The sequence below is a fragment of the Pantoea dispersa genome, from assembly GCF_019890955.1.
Lineage (GTDB): Bacteria > Pseudomonadota > Gammaproteobacteria > Enterobacterales > Enterobacteriaceae > Pantoea > Pantoea dispersa.
On sequence record NZ_CP082346.1, the window covers coordinates 263,668 to 281,717 of the forward strand.

Here is an 18,050-nt window from a genome sequence, read left to right on the forward strand (position 1 = left end):
TTAGCGTAAATTAGTTAATTTCCGTGAAAAATCATAGCGCTACGCCGGCGGAAAATACGGGCGGCGTCACCGCCCGTTTGCTGATTAATGCAGTTGATCGCTATTGCCGGAGGGAGCGTTACGGATAGCAGCAATATCCACGGCGTCGTACACGTAGTGTGTGCCGCAGTAGTCGCAGTGCATATCGATTTTGCCGTCTTCGGCCAGAATCTCATCCACTTCCTCTGGCGGCAGCGTTTTCAGCACTTCACCGCAGCGTTCGCGCGAGCAGGTGCATTTGAAGCTGACCGGCGCCGGATCGTAAACCGTGGCTTCTTCCTGATGATAGAGACGCCACAGTACGTCAGTCGCGGGCAGCTCAATCAGCTCTTCGGTCTTCACGGTTTCGGTTAACGTGGCCAGATGGTTGAAGTCATCCAGGTTGGGCTCCTGCGCGGGCAGCACCTGCAGCAGAATACCGGCTGCGCCTTTCTCGCTGGTGCGAATGAACAGGCGGGTTGGCAGCTGCTCAGAACGCATGAAGTAATCTTCCAGACAGCCCGCCAGCGTATCGGCTTCCAGGCCAACCACGCCCTGATAGCGCTCGCCTTTCTCAGGCGAAATGGTGATCACCAGATAACCGTTACCCACCATCTGCTTCAGGCTGCTGCCGGCGGCGATCTCCGCATCCTCTTTCAGCCGCGCCACGCCGCGCAGCTCCTGGCGATTATTCCCGTTGATCACCGCCATGCTCAGCGGGCCATCGCCCTGCAGCTGCACGGTGATGTCGCCGTCAAATTTCAGCGTAGCGGTGAGCAGGCTGGTGGCAACCAGCAGTTCGCCCAGCAGCGTTTTGACCGGCTCGGCGTAGTCGTGGTTCTGCACGATGTCGCGCCAGGTTTGAGATGCGTTGACCAGCTCGCCGCGCACGGCGACGTTTTCAAACAGGTAACGATGCAGTTGATCTTGAACAGACATAAGGTTTCTCTCGTGGGGGCGCGAGTTATTCATCGCCCGACAATTTAAATTTCAGCAGATCGCGGCGCTCTTTTTTATCCGGGCGACGATCGGGATGCGGCATGGTCAGGGCATTCATTTTGCGCGCCAGCGCGTTCTTTTCGCGCTTTTCGATGCTGGCGGCCGTCTCCGCGTACATCTGCTGCGCTTCGCTGGCCGGACGCCGCTGGTCGCCGATGGCGGTGATAATCACCGTGCGCTCATCGTTGCCCTGACGCAGCGTCAGCTCGGCCTGCAGTTCGACCACTTTGCCCGGTTTGCTGCGCTGGCCGTTGTAATGCACTTTGCCGCCTTCAATCATGTCGCGAGCCAGCGCGCGGGTTTTATAGAAGCGCGCGGCCCACAGCCATTTATCAAGGCGGACGCCTTCACTGGTTTTCTCTTTCATTGCGGCTCCTGCTGTTACGCTGCGTCGCGCCGTGTGGCGATCGGTCGCACACGGTCGCATGACGCCGGAAAGATGGATCGGGCCGGTGCCGGATACCCAAAGGTATGGGTACAACGTGATAAATCAAGGGCGAGGTGCCGTTGCGGGCTGCCGATCCATCGCCAATCCCTTAAGCGTAATCGGCATTTTGTTTTCCGCCCTGAAAAACAGGGCGACAGGGTAGCACAGAAGGCGGAGGGTCAGAACAGCGAGCGCACGCTCTGCATAGTGCTGAGGTTGTGGTTAAAGCACTTGTCGTAATACTGCTGAATCTGCGCCATACGCAGGCGGTTGCGGTGGATACGGCGCAGCGCCAGCAGGCCGTTGCTGACGGCGCTGACAATCAGCACCAGCATCAGCAGCGCGGTGCCCAGATAGCGCCACTGCGCCATGGCGTCGGGCTCGTTGTGCAGGGCGATGTGGCGCGTGCCATTGGCATCGGTGGTGATGCTGGTAATGATACCGCTGGCGGCAAACGGCGTGTGCAGCAGCATGCCGGACAGGCGCTGCAGTTCGTGCCATTGTGAAGGGGCGTCGAGATCGAACAGCGCCACCGACGGCTGCGGCTGGTTCACCATCTGCCGGCCTTCATCGCTAATGATCAGGAATCCGCCCGGCGGCGGGCTGTTCAGGGTTTCCGCCGCGCGACGCGTCTCCCGCGAGAAGAAGGTTGAGGTGGCGGTATTCACCAGATTCTCCAGCGCTTCGGCGCTTACCGGGCGCAGCAGCACATTCATGCCGTTGAGCTTGCCGGAATCCGCACGGTGAATCAGCGTATCCCAGTCTTTGGCGTTACCGAGGTTGACCAGCGCATTTTTCAGGCGCACGCAGTCCTGCTGCTGGCTGCACAGCTGCTGGGTTTTCAGCACCAGATCGGAGAAATCATCCAGCAGAATCATGCCTGATTTCTGAATCGCCGACGCCAGCTGTGGGTTCAGTTTCGGGTCGGTGTTGGTTTCCGGATGCAGCTGCTGCGTGGTGGTCTCCAGCAGCGCGGCGGCTTTGTCGATGATGTCGGACTGCGGCAGCGGCAGCGGCGCAGCGTTGTTCCAGTAAATCGCCGAGCAGTCGAACGGCATGTAGCCGTAGCTGCGGTTGCTCTGGTAATTGCCCGGAACCGAGCACATGCCGGTGCCGCTCACTTTCAGGCTATCGCCAATGTGCAGCGGCAGGGCAGTGAGTTTATCGACGCTGTTCACTTCCACACTTTCGGTGCCTTTCAGCCAGGCGAGGCTGAGTTTGATCGGCATGCTGAGCGGAATCCAGCTCACCAGCATCACCAGCACCAGCAGCGAACCGCACGCCAGCACCAGGTTTTTACGCCAGCGCTGTACCGGGAAGTTGCGGACTTCATCCTGCAGCGACAGGAAGCGCCCCTGGCGTACCACCTGACGATTCAGGTAGATATCCACATCCGTCACCTGGCCCAGGTCGTGCGCCACATAAGGCTGCCAGTGTGCCGGATAGATTAAGTCGATGATGCCGAGCGAAATGTTGCTCTGCTCCTGATTGGATTCACCAAACAGGCCCCAGCGCTTCGGTGCGCCGCGCAGACAGTGCACATCGCGCAGCCCTTTTTCACCGGGGAATCGGTACATAAACCACAGGCTGACAGCGACGATCGCGCCGGCGGGCAGCGCAATCCACAGCATCAGGCTGCCGGGCAGCACCAGGCTGAGGAAAAACAGCAGGAAGGCGCAGCAAATGGCGCTTGCTTCACGTGTGCCGTCGGCGCGCGAGAGCTGATACTCTTCCGGCGACTCTTTGCGCACCTGCAGCAGCTCGACGTTTTCGCTCTCCTCTTTACGAATCGAAGCGTTGGTCGACATCGGCCGCACCAGCGGCGGCAGCGCCGGTTGTTCCACCGCATAGTTCACCAGCGAGTGGCCGTTGAGCGAGATCACCAGCGGCAGGGTCTGGGTGCGGATCAGCTCGACGTAGTTTTCTTCAGCGATGTACTGCTCCCACAGCGGCGGCAGATGCACCTCGACTTCATCCAGGTAGTAGCGCCATTTGTGGGGATCGTCAGTGGAGAGGCCGTAACGGGTGATGGAGCGGGTAACGGGATAAACATTATTGCTCTGTGCGGTCAGCGCCAGCGCTTCGGGTTCCCGTGACGATCGGGTCGATCGCCCGCTGCTGTGCTGACGCGCTTTACCCAGCGACGCAATATACTTCTCAACGGCAGCGCGTTCTTCATCGGTGAGTTTACGGCAGGGCGGACTGATAAACGGCAGTGGTTTCGCCAACGGCGGACGATGCCGCATAGCGTACCAGTAGCCGATTCCGGCCACTAACGAACAGGCCAGCATGACAGCCAGAATGACGATAAGAGTGCTCATGCTTTGCTCAATCCAGCCAAAAAACTGCCGTCACGTTTACGATGTGCTCCCGGTAAAACCTGCAATACGAGTCAATTTTGGCGAGCAGAAGTCATTCTGACAAGAGGCAAATGAAACAAAATACCGCGCAAAATCATTGTATTATAAATTTGTTAGATTATTCCTTAACGGGATGGTACTCACAAGCCCCTCAATTAAACATCGGTATTATCCGAATTTGCTGCTACCCCGTTGACTTATTGTGAAAATCTTACTGTGCAGATAACAAGAAGTTGTTAGCGGCAGCGGACAAATGTATGTCACCATGATTGACCCGCGCTGCGTGTCGCACAATGCCGCGGGCTTCGGTATGCTGACGTCATCGCGTTTCACAAGGCTGTGCTAAGTTTGAGGCTGATATGACCACTCCCCTGAAAAAACCTGACATCCTCAACGTGGAAGCGGTGGCCCGCTCCCGCCTGTTTACCATCGAAGCGGTTGATCTCGCCTTCAGCAACGGTGCGCGTCGCGTCTATGAGCGCATGAAGCCCTCCGATCGTGAAGCGGTGATGATTGTGCCGATCATTGGCGATGACGTGATCCTGATCCAGGAGTACGCCGTCGGACTGGAAACCTATGAGCTGGGCTTCCCGAAAGGTTTAATCGATCCGGGTGAAAGCGCTTTTGAAGCCGCCAACCGTGAGCTGAAAGAAGAAGTGGGCTTTGGCGCGCATCAGCTGGAAGCGCTGGGCAAACTCACCATGGCGCCGTCCTATTTCTCCAGCAAGATGAATATCGTGGTAGCTGAAGGGTTGTACGAAGAGAAGCTGGAAGGGGATGAGCCGGAGCCGCTGATTGTACGCCGCTGGCCGCTCAGCAATCTGCTGGCGCTGCTGGAAGAGCCGGATTTTCGCGAGGCGCGTAACGTCAGCGCGCTGTTCATGGTGCGTGAGTGGCTGGTGAAGCAGGGGCGGTTGAGTTATTGAGGACACCTGGCGGCGCAATAAAAGGCGCGGAGAGTCGCACGTGGCAAAAACAAAAAGCCGGGGATTTCCCCCGGCTTTTTTGATCAAAACAGTTCGTGGCTTTCACCGTTGTCCATGATGGTGGTGCCCACATCATGCACCGAATACTCGGTCGGCTGGGTGCCGTTAATGAAGTACTCCTGACGGGTGTTGCCGCCACCGTTGGCCAGCTTGCCGGTGCTGCGGTCAATGGTCACCGTCACCACGCCGTCCGGCGGTGTCAGCGGCTGCACCGGCACACCATCCAGTGCCACTTTCATGTAATCATCCCATGCCGGCTGCGCACTCTTCGCGCCGCCTTCGTAGCCGGAGATCTGATCCGGAATCGCACCCGATACCGTGGTGCGTCCCAGCGCGCGCGAATCATCGAAGCCAATCCACACCGACGTCACCACGCCCGGACCATAACCGGAGAACCAGGCATCTTTGGAACTGTTGGTGGTACCGGTTTTGCCGCCGATATCGTTGCGCTTCAGATCGCGACCGGCACGCCAGCCGGTTCCCATCCAGCCCGGTTCACCGAAGATGTTAGAGTTCAGCGCGCTCTTGATCAGGAACGCCAGCGGCGTGTTGATCACGTGCGGCGCATACTGCTGATCGCCGGCCGGCTGCGGCTGCGCCGGTACCTGCTCCAGCTCGGGCTGCGGCACGGTCTGATTCTGCTGCTGATTCGAGGTGGCAACGTTTTCCACGCTCTCTTCATTCAGCGCCACCGACTTTTTGGTGTCGCCATAGATCACCGGCAGATTGCACTGCGGGCAGGCGATCTTCGGCTGCGCCTGGAAAATCACGCCGCCCTGTTCGTTCTCGATCTTCGCGATGAAGTAAGGATCAACCAGGAAGCCGCCGTTGGCCATCACCGCATAGCCGCGCGCCACCTGCATTGGCGTGAAGGATGCGGCGCCCAGAGCCAGCGACTCGGTATGGATAATGTTCTGCGCCGGGAAGCCAAAGCGCTGCAGATACTCAGCGGCGTAATCAACGCCCATGGCACGCATCGCGCGCACCATTACCACGTTTTTCGACTCACCCAGCCCCTGGCGTAAACGAATCGGACCCGCATAAGTCGGCGGCGAGTTTTTTGGTCGCCAGTCTGCGCCGGCACCGGCATCCCAGCGTGAAATCGGCACGTCGTTGAGGATGGAGGCCAGCGTCAGGCCGCGGTCCATGGCGGCGGTATACAGGAACGGCTTGATGTTCGAGCCGACCTGACGCAGCGCCTGGGTGGCGCGGTTGAACATACTCTGGTTGAAGTCAAAACCGCCCACCAGCGCGCGTACCGCACCGTCTTCCGGATTAAGCGACACCAGCGCCGAGTTCACCAGCGGCACCTGTCCCAGCCACCATGCATCCCCGACTTTACGTACCCAAATCTGCTGGCCAGCCTGCAGCACCTGAGTGACGCTGCGCGGCGTCGGGCCCTGCAGGGTGTCGGATTTATACGGACGCGCCCAGCGTACGCCGGCTAAGGTCAGCGAAATGCTGCTGCCATCTTTCAGCATGGCGGTGGCTTCGTCGGCGCTGGCGCTGGTGACCACGGCGGCGTTCAGCGGACCGTAGACCGGCAGATCTTTCAGCGCGTTGACGATGCGGGTGTGATCCCAGCTGGCTTCGCCCACTTTCCACAGCACGTTGGTCGGACCGCGATAGCCGTGACGCATATCGTACGCCATCACGTTGTTGCGCACCGCCTGCTGTGCGGCTTCCTGCAGATGGCGGGTCACGGTGGTATACACCTTGTAGCCATCGTCATAGGCGCTGTCGCCGTAGCGTTTCACCATCTCCTGACGCACGAGCTCAGTGAGATACGGTGCAGAGAAGGCAATTTCCGGGCCGTGATAGCTGGCGGTCAGCGGTGTGTTGCGCGCGTCGTTATACTGCTGCTGCGTGATGTAGTTCTGATCCAGCATGCGAGCCAGCACCACGTTACGACGCGCCAGCGCACGGGCGTGTGAATAGAGCGGGTTAAAGGTCGACGGCGCTTTCGGCAGGCCGGCGATCATCGCCATCTCACTCAGCGACAGCTGATCGACCGGTTTACCGAAGTACACCTGCGCCGCCGCACCGACGCCGTAAGCGCGATAGCCGAGATAGATTTTATTCAGATACAGCTCAAGGATTTCATCCTTACTCAGCAACTGCTCGATGCGAATCGCCAGGAAGGCTTCCTTGATTTTACGCATCAGCGTGCGTTCAGGGCTGAGGAAGAAGTTACGCGCCAGCTGCTGCGTAATGGTACTGGCGCCCTGCGAGGCATGGCCGGAGACCAGCGCGATGCTGGCGGCGCGGAAAATCCCCACCGGGTCGACGCCGTGATGCTCATAAAAGCGGCTGTCTTCGGTGGCGATAAACGCTTTGATTAGCTCAGGCGGCATCTGTTGCAGGGTGAGCGGGATACGGCGCTTTTCACCGTACTGGGCGATCAGCTCGCCATCCGCGCTGTAAACCTGCATCGGGGTTTGCAGGCGCACATCTTTCAATGTGTTCACATCAGGCAGCTGCGGCTCTATGTATTTGTACAAACCATAAACCGTGCCGGCTCCCAGCAAAATGCAACACACTGCAAGGATCAATAAATACTTTACGAACTTCACCTGAGAATTCCCATCTGTTGGCGTTTGGGCAGTTTATAAACAATCGCGCGGTAGTATAAAGGCAAGCCTGACGCTTTGATATACCCGTCATTCTTCATGCAATGCGGGTAATCATCCTTTTTCCTGTAACGATAAGGAGATCGCGCGCATGGCTTTTCAGCGCTGGCAAATTGGACTGGACATCCAGAACGGGCAACTCTGCGCCCTTGGCATTGAACGACGCCGTCACGGATGGCAGCTGCGACACTGGTGGCAGCAGCCGCTGCCGCACGATACGTTACGCAACGGCGTGTTGCAAACCTCGCCAGTGTTACAGGAGATGTTGGTGCGCTGGCAGCGTCATTTACCCAGGCGCTACTCATTGCGCGTTGGCCTGCCGCCGCAACTGGTGCTGCAGCGTACGCTGCCGTTGCCAGAGACCTCGTTACGCGAGCCGGCGCTCAGCCGCTACGTTAACGCGTCCGCATCACGCCTGTTCCCGGTCGAAGCCGCCTCGCTGTCGCTGGATTACCGGCTGGGTGGCAGCGCCAGCCAGCTGCACGTCACCGCCGCGCGCCGCGACGTCATCGCCCAGTGGCTGGCGCCGCTGCAGCAGGCCGGACTGCGCCCCGACGTGTTTGAGCTGAGCAGTCTGGCGCTGACGCAGATCGCCATGCGCGTTCCGCTGCGCCCGCATCAGCTGCTGATCCATCCGCTCAGCGACCACTGGCTGTGGACGCTGGCCGGCGAAAATAGCGCCTGCGGCGCGGCGACCGAACCCCTGACGCTCGCCCATCTGCGTGACACCTTTCCCCAGGCACAAGCGGTGTTTTGCACCTCACCGCAGGCGTTGCCGGAGGCGGAAGTGCAGCGCTGTAAGCCGCTGGCGCTGCTGCATTATCTGCAACCGCCGCTACCGGCAGAGGCGGGCGCGCTGGCGATCGCGCTAGGCCTGGCGCTGCGTCCGGAGGATTACTGATGCTGGCGGTCAATTTGCTCCCGTGGCGGGCACAGCAGTTGCTGCTACGCCGCCAGCACAGTGTGGCGCTGCTGGTTGCCGTGCTGCTGGTAACGCTGTTACTCACGCTGCTGCTGTGGTGGCGCGCTGAACAGCGGCTCCAGCATGCAGCCCGGCAGCACACCGATATGACAATACAGCTCCAGCAGATACAGCAGCGGCTGGCGCAACAGCAAACGCTGATGGCGCAGCGGGATGATCTGTTACGCAGGCAGCAGGCGCAGCAACAGCGGCTGCTGCAGCATCAACGCTGGCAGCAGTTCTGGCAGCAACTGCCCGCGCTGATGCCGGAGACGCTGTGGCTGAGTCGCGTGGAGCGGCGACAGGGGCAACTGGTGCTGGACGGCCTGGCGCAGAGCCTGGCTGATGTCAGCGCGTTCCGCCATCAACTGCAGACGCAGCCGCTGTTTGCGGCGGTGAAGCAGGGCAGCGTACAGCGTCAGGCGCAGGGAGATTACCGCTTCGCGCTGCGTGCCCGGCTGCAGGAGGCGACCGATGAATGAACTCATCCAGCGCTGGCTGCAGCTGGCACTGACGTGGCGAATAGCCAGCCTGCAACTGCTGGCGCTGCTGTTACTCGGGCTGGCGTGGCTACTGCTGCTGCGTCCGCAACAGCAGCAATTCAGCACGCTGCAACAGCAGTTGTCACAACTGGCGCAGCAGCACCAGCAACGTCAGCAGCAGCTGGACGCGCGACCGGCCATCGGACAGCTTCAGGCGGAGATCGCAACGCTGCAGCCAGCGGCAACGGCGGCGTCCGTATCGTTAGAGCAACTGGTGGCAGCGCGCGGCAATCAGCTCGAGGCCTGGCATCCGGACAGCCAGCCACAGCAGCTGGCGCTGCGCCTGAGCTGGCCGCAATTTCTGCCGCTGTTCAGCGGGCTGGCTGCGACGGCGTTAGCGGTGCCACAGCGTTTTCAGCTGCAGGCGGAGCAGGGCGTGTTACACAGCGAGTTCTGGCTGGAGAGTGACGATGCGGAGTAGCGCACTGGTGTTACTGCTGTGCAGCAGCTGGGCGCTGGCGCGCGATCCGTTCCAGCCGCTGGCTGCCAGCCAGTGTCAGGCGCCCGCTGCCGTACCGCAGGGCTGGCGATTACAGGGCATCATTGGTCGCGCGCCGCACTTTGTGGCCTGGCTGGTTTCACCGCAGGGCAAACGTCAGCGGCTGAGCGCACCGGCTGCTTTTCCGCTGGCACCGTGGCAGGTAACGCAGCTCAGTGCACATACGCTGGTACTGAGCGCCACGCAGAGCTGTCCGCCGCAGCACATCACATGGGTAATAAAAGGAGGATTTTATGAAAAGGATGACGCTGCTGCTGTGGCTGGCGCTGAGCAGTCCGCTGCACGCCGCTGATCAGCCCCTGAGCCTGGTATTTGATGATGCGCCGGTCGAGCGCATTTTGCAGGCGCTGGCTGACTATCAGCAAACTAATCTGCTGATCGCGCCGGGCGTGGAGGGGCGGCTGTCGCTGCGACTCGATAACGTCGGCTGGGAGCGTGCGCTGGCGCTGGTCACGCGGCTGGCGAAACTCACCGTGATCCAGGAGGAGGGCGTGCTGCTGGTCTATCCGGAGAGCTGGCAGCAGCGACAGGCACAGCAGGCACAGGCGGAGCGTGAAGAGAAGCAGCTGCAGGCGCCGCTTGAGCAGCGCACCGTCACGCTGCACTACGCCAGTGCCAGCGATGTCTACCGCAGCCTGCAGGCGGAACGCTCGCTGATGACGCCGCGCGGTAGCGTGACGGTGGATAGCCGTACCAACAGCCTGTTGCTGCGGGACAGCGCGCAGGCGCTGCGCGACACCGAGCGCTGGCTGCAGGCGCTGGATCTGCCGCTGGAGCAGGTTGAGCTGTCAGCGCACATTGTCACCATCAATGAAGAGCATCTGCGCGAGCTCGGCGTCAGCTGGAGCACCGCACCCGGCGATGTCGTCACCGGGGCGCTGCGCAATCCGCAGCTGCTGGTGCCGCTGACGGTGAGCAATCCGGCGATACGCGCCGGCGTCACGCTCGGACCGATGAGCGGCGAACTGCTTAACCTAGAGCTGAGCGCGCTGGAGCAGGAGAACCAGATCGAAATCATCGCCAGCCCGCGGCTGTTTACCTCACACCAGCAGACCGCCACCATCAAGCAGGGCACCGAAATTCCCTATGAGGTGAAATCCGGTAACAGTGGCGCGACGGCGATTGAGTTCAAAGAGGCGGTGCTGGGCATGGAGGTGACGCCAGTGGTATTGGGCAACGGGCGTATTCAGCTCACGCTGCGGCTGAGCCAGAATATGCCGGGTCGCAGCCTGACGATGGGGGAAAGTCAGGTGCTGAGCATTGATAAGCAGGAAATTGCCACTCAGGTGACGCTGCGCGACGGTGAAACGCTGGCGCTGGGCGGTATTTTCCAGCAGCAGCGCACCCAGGGCGAAAAGCGCGTGCCGTGGCTGGGCGAGGTGCCGCTGCTCGGCAGTCTGTTTCGTCAGCAGACCGACGAGCGCAAAAAACGTGAGCTGGTGATCTTCATCACGCCGCGACTGGTCAGGGAAGCAGCGCTTACCGCCGGATAAAGCGGAAAATTCGCTCCATATGACCAACTGCGTTGACGCAGGGCAGGAATTAGCATACAAGGTTTAGCGATTTTAAAACGGTGTAACGGAACGCGGCAGGATAACCTTCCGGCGGGTGTCAGTGACAAGCGATACTGACATCGAAAGAAATATGCCCGAATTTTGGGTGGTACAGGACGTCAGCAACGGCACCTATTCCACAGTTTACGCAGGTAAGCTGTCGGGAGCGACAGGCCCAGCCAGCGCACCTGTAGCGCGCACAAGGATGGCAAAAAAGGAAGAGCGTTACCGTCTCGCGAACCACAGACCGGTCCTGTTTGAAGGTCGCCGGGGGCAATTTATTCGGTTGCCAAACGGCCATGAGTGTTGAGATAATTTTCCGTCTGACTCTTGCTAACGCTCATGAGGTCTCAGTTCCTGTCCCGCCAGCAATGTGCTGAACGCGGGGTATCATCAACGAATTCTTAGTAATACCGACAAAATGGCAGAGAAACGCAATATCTTTCTGGTTGGGCCGATGGGTGCCGGCAAAAGCACTATTGGTCGTCAGTTAGCTCAGCAACTCAATATGGAATTTTTCGATTCCGATCAGGAAATTGAGCGACGTACCGGAGCGGATGTAGGCTGGGTATTTGATGTGGAAGGCGAAGCCGGTTTTCGCGATCGTGAAGAGAAAATCATCAACGAGCTGACCGAGAAACAGGGCATTGTCCTGGCGACCGGTGGCGGCTCCGTCAAATCCCGTGAAACCCGTAATCGTCTCTCCGCCCGTGGTGTGGTCGTCTACCTCGAAACCACCATCGAAAAGCAACTTGCCCGCACTCAGCGTGATAAAAAGCGTCCGCTGCTGCAGGTTGACGAACCGCCGCGCGAAGTACTGGAAGCGCTGGCTGGCGAACGTAATCCGCTTTATGAAGAGATCGCTGACGTCACCATTCGCACTGACGATCAAAGTGCAAAAGTTGTCGCCAATCAGATCATCAACATGCTGGAAAAAAATTAATCCAGCACCCTGAGGGCTCAGCAATAGGTATCGGTCATCATGGAGAAGATCACTGTCTCACTGGGGGATCGCAGTTACCCCATCACCATCGCTGCCGGACTGTTTAACGATCCGGCTTCTTTTTGGCCGCTGAAAGCCGGCGACAATGCCATGCTGGTGACGAATCAGACGCTGGCACCGATCTATCTGGACAAACTCGCGACGCTGCTGAGCAACGCCGGGGTGAAAGTGGATCAGGTGATTCTGCCCGACGGTGAGCAGTACAAAACGCTGGCGGTGATGGACGAGGTTTTCACCGCACTACTGCAGAAGCCGCACGGCCGTGACACCACGCTGATTGCGCTGGGCGGTGGCGTGATTGGCGATCTGACCGGTTTTGCGGCCGCCAGCTACCAGCGCGGCGTACGCTTTATTCAGGTGCCGACCACCTTACTGTCGCAGGTTGACTCCTCGGTCGGGGGCAAAACTGCGGTGAACCATCCCCTCGGTAAAAACATGATCGGTGCTTTCTACCAGCCGGCTTCGGTGGTGGTCGATACCGACTGCCTCACCACGCTGCCGCCGCGCGAGCTGGCCTCCGGTCTGGCGGAAGTGATCAAATACGGCATCATTCTCGACGGTGAATTTTTCCAGTGGCTGGAGCAGAATCTTGATGCGCTGCTGGCGCTGGATAACACCGCCATGGCTTACTGCATTCGCCGCTGCTGCGAGCTGAAAGCCGACGTGGTGGCGGCCGACGAGCGGGAAACCGGCCTGCGTGCGCTGCTCAATCTCGGTCATACTTTTGGCCATGCGATTGAAGCGCATATGGGTTACGGCAACTGGTTGCACGGTGAAGCGGTTGCAGCGGGCATGGTAATGGCGGCGCGCACTGCTGAGCGTCTGGGTCAGTTCAGCGCTGCCGACACTGACCGCATTATTGCGCTGCTGCAGCGTGCTGGCCTGCCGGTTAACGGCCCGGCCAGCATGACGGCAGAAGCTTATCTGCCGCACATGATGCGCGATAAAAAAGTGCTCGGCGGCGAGCTGCGTCTGGTGCTGCCTCTCGCTATTGGCCGCTCCGAAGTGCGCGGCGGCGTGGCGCATGATATGGTGCTGGCTGCGATTAACGATTGCAAAGTATCTTGATTATCCCCGGACTACGTCGGGCTGCCGTCCGGCGGGGGAACAGTGAGCAGTGATGCGGCACGTGGGAAGCGTGCCGTTTTACGGAGGAGGCTAAATGGATGAGTTCAAACCGGAAGACGAGTTAAAACCTGACGCCAGTGACCGCCGTCCCACGCGGCCTCGCAAATCGTCTTCTGCGCCGAAAGCGAAAGTACCGGTTTCCCGTCAGCATATGATGATGGGTATCGGCATTCTGGTGCTGCTGATTCTGGTGCTGGGCATTGGCTCCGCGCTGACCGGCCCGGACGAGAAAAAACCGGCCAGCAACAGCGCCAGCACCGGTAGCGCGGCACCGGCTGGCGGCGGCAGTGAAAAGAATATCGACCTGTCAGGTTCAACCGCCATGAGCGGCCAGCAGAATGCCACGCCGTCGGCTGAGGGCAGTGCGCCGCAGAATACCGCCGGTAACGCCGCACCCGCCGGCAGTGACGGTCAGTCAATCTCCATGCCGTCTGTCTCCTCCACGCCGACTCAGGCAGCACCGGTTGACACACCGGCCAACCAGCAGCGCGTAACGCTGCCGGGCGATCTCAATACCGCGCTGAACAATCAGCAGGGTTCCGTTGATGCCGCGGCGCAGGGCGCACAGGGCAACAGTTCGCTGCCTACCGCACCGGCAACGGTCAGCGGCAGCGCCGGCAAAGCGGTCACGCCGCCGGCGGTACGCGCTGAGACGCCACCACGCAGCCTCGGTGCCAGCAGCGGCAGCAGCCACAAAACCCCGGCTGCCAGCAAACCGGCCGCAGTGAAAGAGAACAAAACGCACACCACCACCGCGCACAACAGCGCGCCGGCCAGCAGTGGCGGTGCCAGCAAGTCGCTGCCATCGGGCGGCAACTACACGCTGCAGCTGAGCGGTGCGTCGAAAGAAGCGAGCCTGAACGCCTGGGCGAAGAAACAGAATCTGAGCGGTTATCACGTGTATAAAACCACGCGTAACGGCCAGCCGTGGTACGTGCTGGTGAGCGGCGCTTATGCCACACCGGCCGAAGCCAAACGTGCGGTAGCTTCACTGCCGGCGGAAGTGCGTGCGGCGAACCCGTGGGTTAAACCGCTCAGCCAGGTGAAGAAAGAGAGCCAGTAAGTGATGTGGGGCCGCGCTGCTGCGGCCCCGTTCTAAGCGCAGATCTGCTGTCGGTTTCGCCACAGCCAATAATTAAGATGTAATAGCCACGACAGCATGAAGAAAAATCGCGCTTTCCTGAAATGGGCCGGAGGGAAATACCCGCTGCTTGACGATATCCGTCGTCATCTGCCACAAGGTGATTGTTTAATCGAACCTTTTGTCGGCGCCGGTTCCGTATTCCTCAACACCGATTATGACCGTTATCACCTGGCGGACATCAACGGTGATCTGATCAATCTCTACAATATCGTCAAAACGCGCACCGCCTCGTTTATTGAAGACGCGCGCCAGCTGTTCAGCGCCAGCGGCAATACGGCGGAAACCTATTACGCCCAGCGTACGGCGTTCAACGCCAGCACGGATACCTATCAGCGCGCCGTGCTGTTTCTTTATCTTAACCGCCACGGTTACAACGGCCTGTGCCGTTACAATCTGCGCGGTGAATTTAATGTGCCCTTTGGTCGCTATCGTAAGCCGTACTTCCCGGAAGCCGAACTGTTATGGTTCGCCGAGCGGGCGCAAAAAGCCACCTTTGTCTGTGAATCGTACGATGTTACTCTGGGCAACGCCCCTGCAGGCTCAGTGGTTTATTGCGATCCGCCGTACGCGCCGCTGTCGGCGACGGCTAATTTTACCGCTTACCACACCAACAGCTTTAGCCTGCGCGAGCAGCAGCATCTGGCGGAACTGGCCAGTAAGCTGGCGCAGGAGAGCCGCATCCCGGTACTGATTTCAAACCACGATACCCTGCTGACGCGCGAGTGGTATCAGCATGCGGATTTACACGTAGTTAAAGCCCGGCGTTCCATCAGCCGAAGCATAAGTGGTCGCACTCAGGTTGACGAACTGCTGGCGCTTTTCCGCTAGCCTGTTTCGTCCGCGACCAACGCATCACGCCAGCTCCGGCTGGCGCACAAAATTGGGAGATTCGGATGAAACAATTTTTACTGGCCCCATCAATCCTTGCCGCTGATTTTGCCCGCCTGGGCGAAGATACCGCTAAAGCGCTGGAAGCCGGTGGCGACGTGGTGCATTTCGATGTGATGGATAACCACTATGTTCCCAATCTGACCATGGGGCCAATGGTGCTGAAAGCGCTGCGCGATTACGGCATCACCGCGCCCATCGATGTGCATCTGATGGTCAAACCGGTCGATGCGCTGATCCCGGAATTCGCCAAAGCGGGTGCCAGCTTCATTACTTTCCATCCCGAAGCCAGCGAGCACGTTGACCGTACGCTGCAGCTGATCAAAGAGCACGGCTGTAAGGCCGGTCTGGTGTTCAATCCGGCAACGCCGCTCAGCTATCTCGATTACGTGATGGATAAGCTCGACATCATTCTGCTGATGTCGGTCAACCCAGGCTTCGGCGGCCAGTCCTTTATTCCGGGCACGCTGGATAAACTGCGCGAAGCGCGTCGTCGCATTGACCAGAGCGGTTATCAAATCCGTCTGGAAGTGGATGGCGGCGTGAAGATCGATAACATCGGTCAGATCGCGGCGGCCGGTGCCGATATGTTTGTTGCCGGCTCGGCGATCTTCGGTCATCCGGATTACAAGAAGGTGATCGATGAGATGCGCAGCGAACTGGAGAAAGTTAATGGCTCATTTCACTGATATCCGCGCGCTGGCGTTCGATCTCGATGGCACGCTGGTGCACAGCGCGCCAGGCCTGGCACAGGCGATCGATCTGGCGCTGGCCGATTTGCAGCTGCCGCCCGCAGGCGTTGAGCGCGTCTCAACCTGGATTGGCAACGGTGCGGACATCATGATGGCGCGGGCGCTCAGCTGGGCGCTGGGCCGTGAGCCGCAGGCCGACGAGCAGCGCGACGCGCGTGCGCTGTTCGACAAACATTACGCCGCAACGGTGGAAGCCGGCAGTACGCTGTTTCCACAGGTGCAGGAGACGCTGGCTGCGCTGCATGCCAGCGGTCTGCCGCTGGCCATCGTCACCAACAAACCCACACCGTTTGTTGCTCCGCTGCTGCAGTCGCTCGGCATTGCCAACTACTTTTCTCTGATCATCGGCGGCGACGATGTGGTGGTGAAAAAACCTCATCCGGCGGCGATTTTCCTCGTTCTCGGCCGTTTTGGCGTGCTTCCAGGACAATTGCTGTTTGTCGGTGATTCGCGCAATGATATTCTCGCTGCCCAGGCGGCGGGCGTGCCAAACGTTGCGATGACCTTCGGCTACAACTACGGTGAGCCGATTGCCACCAGCCAGCCCGATTTAACACTCGATACTTTTAGCGAACTTTTGCCCGTTCTCGGGCTGTGATTATCAGGACATAACATGAGCAAACCCATCGTTTTCAGCGGCGCCCAGCCTTCCGGTGAACTGACCATTGGCAACTACATGGGTGCGCTGCGTCAGTGGGTGCAGATGCAGGATGATTTCCACTGCATTTACTGCATCGTCGATCTGCACGCCATCACCGTTCGTCAGGACCCGGCCGCGCTGCGCAAAGCCACGCTGGATACGCTGGCGCTGTACCTTGCCTGCGGTATCGATCCGGAAAAAAGCACCATCTTCGTGCAGTCGCACGTACCGGAGCACGCCCAGCTGAGCTGGGTGCTGAACTGCTACGCCTACTTCGGCGAGCTGAGCCGCATGACGCAGTTCAAGGACAAATCGGCACGTTACGAAGAGAACATCAACGCCGGCCTGTTCGATTATCCGGTGCTGATGGCGGCCGATATTCTGCTGTATCAGACTAACCAGGTGCCGGTCGGCGAAGACCAGAAGCAGCACCTTGAGCTGAGCCGCGATATCGCCGCGCGCTTCAATGCGCTGTATGGCGACGTGTTTAAAATTCCTGAACCGTTTATTCCGAAGTCCGGCGCGCGCGTGATGTCACTGCTGGAGCCGACGAAGAAGATGTCGAAATCCGATGACAACCGCAACAACGTGATTGGTCTGCTGGAAGACACCAAATCGGTGGTGAAGAAGATTAAGCGTGCAGTGACCGACTCGGAAGAGCCGCCGGTGGTGCGTTACGACATCAAAGAGAAAGCGGGCGTGTCTAACCTGCTGGATATCCTGTCAGGCGTGACCGGTAAGTCGATTGCGCAGCTGGAGCAGGAGTTCGAAGGCAAAATGTATGGTCACCTGAAAGGCGCGGTGGCAGATGCTGTGTCTGAGATGCTGACTGAGCTGCAGGAGCGTTATCATCGTTTCCGCAATGACGAAGCGTTCCTCAACCAGGTAATGCGCGATGGCGCAGCGAAAGCCCGTGCGCATGCCCAGGAAACGCTGAAGAAAGTGTATGACGCCGTAGGCTTCGTGGCGCAGCCATAAGCCGGTTTGCCGGGGCGCAGCACAACGCGCCCCGCAGGCTTTACTTCACCCGATGCAGCGTCAGCTCTGCGCCATCCCAGAATAGCCGCGCGTTGCCGTCGGCCAGCACGCTCAGTACCGCGCCCGGTGCCGGTCCCCACGCCTGATTGCCACAGTGCACGTTGAAGCCATAGCGAAAGCTGAAATCACGATCCTGTCCGGCCCCGCTGGCGGCACTCAGGCGCGGTTTGCCCTGGCAATTGTCGGTCGCCGGATTGATGCCGCGTTCGGCAGTACCGCGCGTCCAGCTAATCGCATTGGGTTTAAACGCCACGCGCGCGCCCATAAACTGCGGATCGTTTTTGATGTAAATCTGGCCGTTCTCCTTTTTCGGCGTCACGGCAACCACCTGCCATTCGCCCGTGACCGTTGACCACGTCACCGGGGCGGCACTCACCGCCACGCTCAGCGGCATCAGCAGCGCCGCGGCCAGAGAAATAATGCGCATGGAAACTCCTTGTGATTGATTTGGCTGCTCAGTCTGGCGGCAAAGCGCAGCGCTG

At 59.6% G+C, this 18,050-nt stretch carries 18 protein-coding genes; 13 read left to right on the forward strand and 5 right to left on the reverse strand.

Annotated features, from left to right (window positions below):
• Positions 1–84: 84 nt before the first annotated feature.
• From hslO to K7H94_RS01165, 3 genes are all read right to left on the reverse strand, one after another.
• The gene (gene hslO, locus K7H94_RS01155) at positions 85–957 is read right to left on the reverse strand and encodes an Hsp33 family molecular chaperone HslO (RefSeq protein ID WP_222951532.1); all 873 of its coding nucleotides are present in this window, start codon (positions 955–957) and stop codon (positions 85–87) included.
• Positions 958–982: 25 nt separating this feature from the next.
• Positions 983–1,384: a ribosome-associated heat shock protein Hsp15 gene (gene hslR / locus K7H94_RS01160; protein ID WP_021507413.1), complete on the reverse strand. Its 402-nt coding sequence runs from the start codon at positions 1,382–1,384 to the stop codon at positions 983–985.
• Between the two features lie 239 nt (positions 1,385–1,623).
• Complete coding sequence (locus K7H94_RS01165; RefSeq protein ID WP_021507414.1) at positions 1,624–3,765, reverse strand: intracellular growth attenuator family protein; 2,142 nt, start codon at positions 3,763–3,765, stop codon at positions 1,624–1,626.
• A gap of 398 nt (positions 3,766–4,163) precedes the next feature.
• Here K7H94_RS01165 and nudE point away from each other — a divergent pair, with 398 nt between their 5' ends.
• On the forward strand, positions 4,164–4,730 hold the full coding sequence (nudE, locus tag K7H94_RS01170) for an ADP compounds hydrolase NudE (protein WP_021507415.1): 567 nt from the start codon (positions 4,164–4,166) through the stop codon (positions 4,728–4,730).
• 83 nt (positions 4,731–4,813) lie between these two features.
• Here the strand turns inward: nudE and mrcA are convergent, their stop codons facing one another.
• Positions 4,814–7,363 carry a peptidoglycan glycosyltransferase/peptidoglycan DD-transpeptidase MrcA gene (gene mrcA / locus K7H94_RS01175; RefSeq protein WP_222951533.1) on the reverse strand — a complete coding sequence of 850 codons (2,550 nt, stop codon included), beginning with the start codon at positions 7,361–7,363 and terminating at the stop codon, positions 4,814–4,816.
• Between the two features lie 148 nt (positions 7,364–7,511).
• Here mrcA and pilM point away from each other — a divergent pair, with 148 nt between their 5' ends.
• The 12 genes from pilM (at position 7,512) to trpS (ending at position 17,508) form a co-directional block, all read left to right on the forward strand.
• The gene (gene pilM, locus K7H94_RS01180; protein ID WP_222951534.1) at positions 7,512–8,321 is read left to right on the forward strand and encodes a type IV pilus biogenesis protein PilM; all 810 of its coding nucleotides are present in this window, start codon (positions 7,512–7,514) and stop codon (positions 8,319–8,321) included.
• Positions 8,321–8,863: a PilN domain-containing protein gene (locus K7H94_RS01185; protein WP_222951535.1), complete on the forward strand. Its 543-nt coding sequence runs from the start codon at positions 8,321–8,323 to the stop codon at positions 8,861–8,863. Before pilM ends, K7H94_RS01185 begins: the two co-directional genes overlap by 1 nt.
• A complete protein-coding gene (locus K7H94_RS01190) occupies positions 8,856–9,344 on the forward strand; it encodes a HofO family protein (protein ID WP_222951536.1) in 489 nt (162 codons plus the stop codon). Before K7H94_RS01185 ends, K7H94_RS01190 begins: the two co-directional genes overlap by 8 nt.
• Positions 9,334–9,714: a HofP DNA utilization family protein gene (locus K7H94_RS01195; RefSeq protein WP_222951537.1), complete on the forward strand. Its 381-nt coding sequence runs from the start codon at positions 9,334–9,336 to the stop codon at positions 9,712–9,714. The genes K7H94_RS01190 and K7H94_RS01195 overlap by 11 nt, the downstream gene beginning before the upstream one ends.
• Complete coding sequence (gene hofQ / locus K7H94_RS01200; RefSeq protein WP_141496740.1) at positions 9,656–10,915, forward strand: DNA uptake porin HofQ; 1,260 nt, start codon at positions 9,656–9,658, stop codon at positions 10,913–10,915. Before K7H94_RS01195 ends, hofQ begins: the two co-directional genes overlap by 59 nt.
• 481 nt (positions 10,916–11,396) lie before the next feature.
• Entirely contained in the window at positions 11,397–11,918 is a 522-nt protein-coding gene (aroK, locus tag K7H94_RS01205; protein WP_010617392.1) for a shikimate kinase AroK, read from the forward strand.
• 39 nt (positions 11,919–11,957) lie between these two features.
• Positions 11,958–13,046 carry a 3-dehydroquinate synthase gene (gene aroB / locus K7H94_RS01210; RefSeq protein WP_058780177.1) on the forward strand — a complete coding sequence of 363 codons (1,089 nt, stop codon included), beginning with the start codon at positions 11,958–11,960 and terminating at the stop codon, positions 13,044–13,046.
• A gap of 94 nt (positions 13,047–13,140) precedes the next feature.
• Positions 13,141–14,169, forward strand: coding sequence for an SPOR domain-containing protein (locus tag K7H94_RS01215; RefSeq protein WP_166720021.1), 1,029 nt, complete (start codon positions 13,141–13,143; stop codon positions 14,167–14,169).
• Positions 14,170–14,265: 96 nt separating this feature from the next.
• Entirely contained in the window at positions 14,266–15,078 is an 813-nt protein-coding gene (gene dam / locus K7H94_RS01220; protein ID WP_021507424.1) for an adenine-specific DNA-methyltransferase, read from the forward strand.
• Between the two features lie 65 nt (positions 15,079–15,143).
• Positions 15,144–15,827, forward strand: coding sequence for a ribulose-phosphate 3-epimerase (gene rpe / locus K7H94_RS01225; RefSeq protein ID WP_021507425.1), 684 nt, complete (start codon positions 15,144–15,146; stop codon positions 15,825–15,827).
• The gene (locus K7H94_RS01230; protein ID WP_222951538.1) at positions 15,811–16,488 is read left to right on the forward strand and encodes a phosphoglycolate phosphatase; all 678 of its coding nucleotides are present in this window, start codon (positions 15,811–15,813) and stop codon (positions 16,486–16,488) included. Before rpe ends, K7H94_RS01230 begins: the two co-directional genes overlap by 17 nt.
• Positions 16,489–16,503: 15 nt before the next feature.
• Entirely contained in the window at positions 16,504–17,508 is a 1,005-nt protein-coding gene (trpS, locus tag K7H94_RS01235) for a tryptophan--tRNA ligase (RefSeq protein ID WP_058770971.1), read from the forward strand.
• 40 nt (positions 17,509–17,548) lie between these two features.
• Here the strand turns inward: trpS and K7H94_RS01240 are convergent, their stop codons facing one another.
• Positions 17,549–17,995 carry a hypothetical protein gene (locus K7H94_RS01240; protein ID WP_058759299.1) on the reverse strand — a complete coding sequence of 149 codons (447 nt, stop codon included), beginning with the start codon at positions 17,993–17,995 and terminating at the stop codon, positions 17,549–17,551.
• Positions 17,996–18,050: the final 55 nt, after the last annotated feature.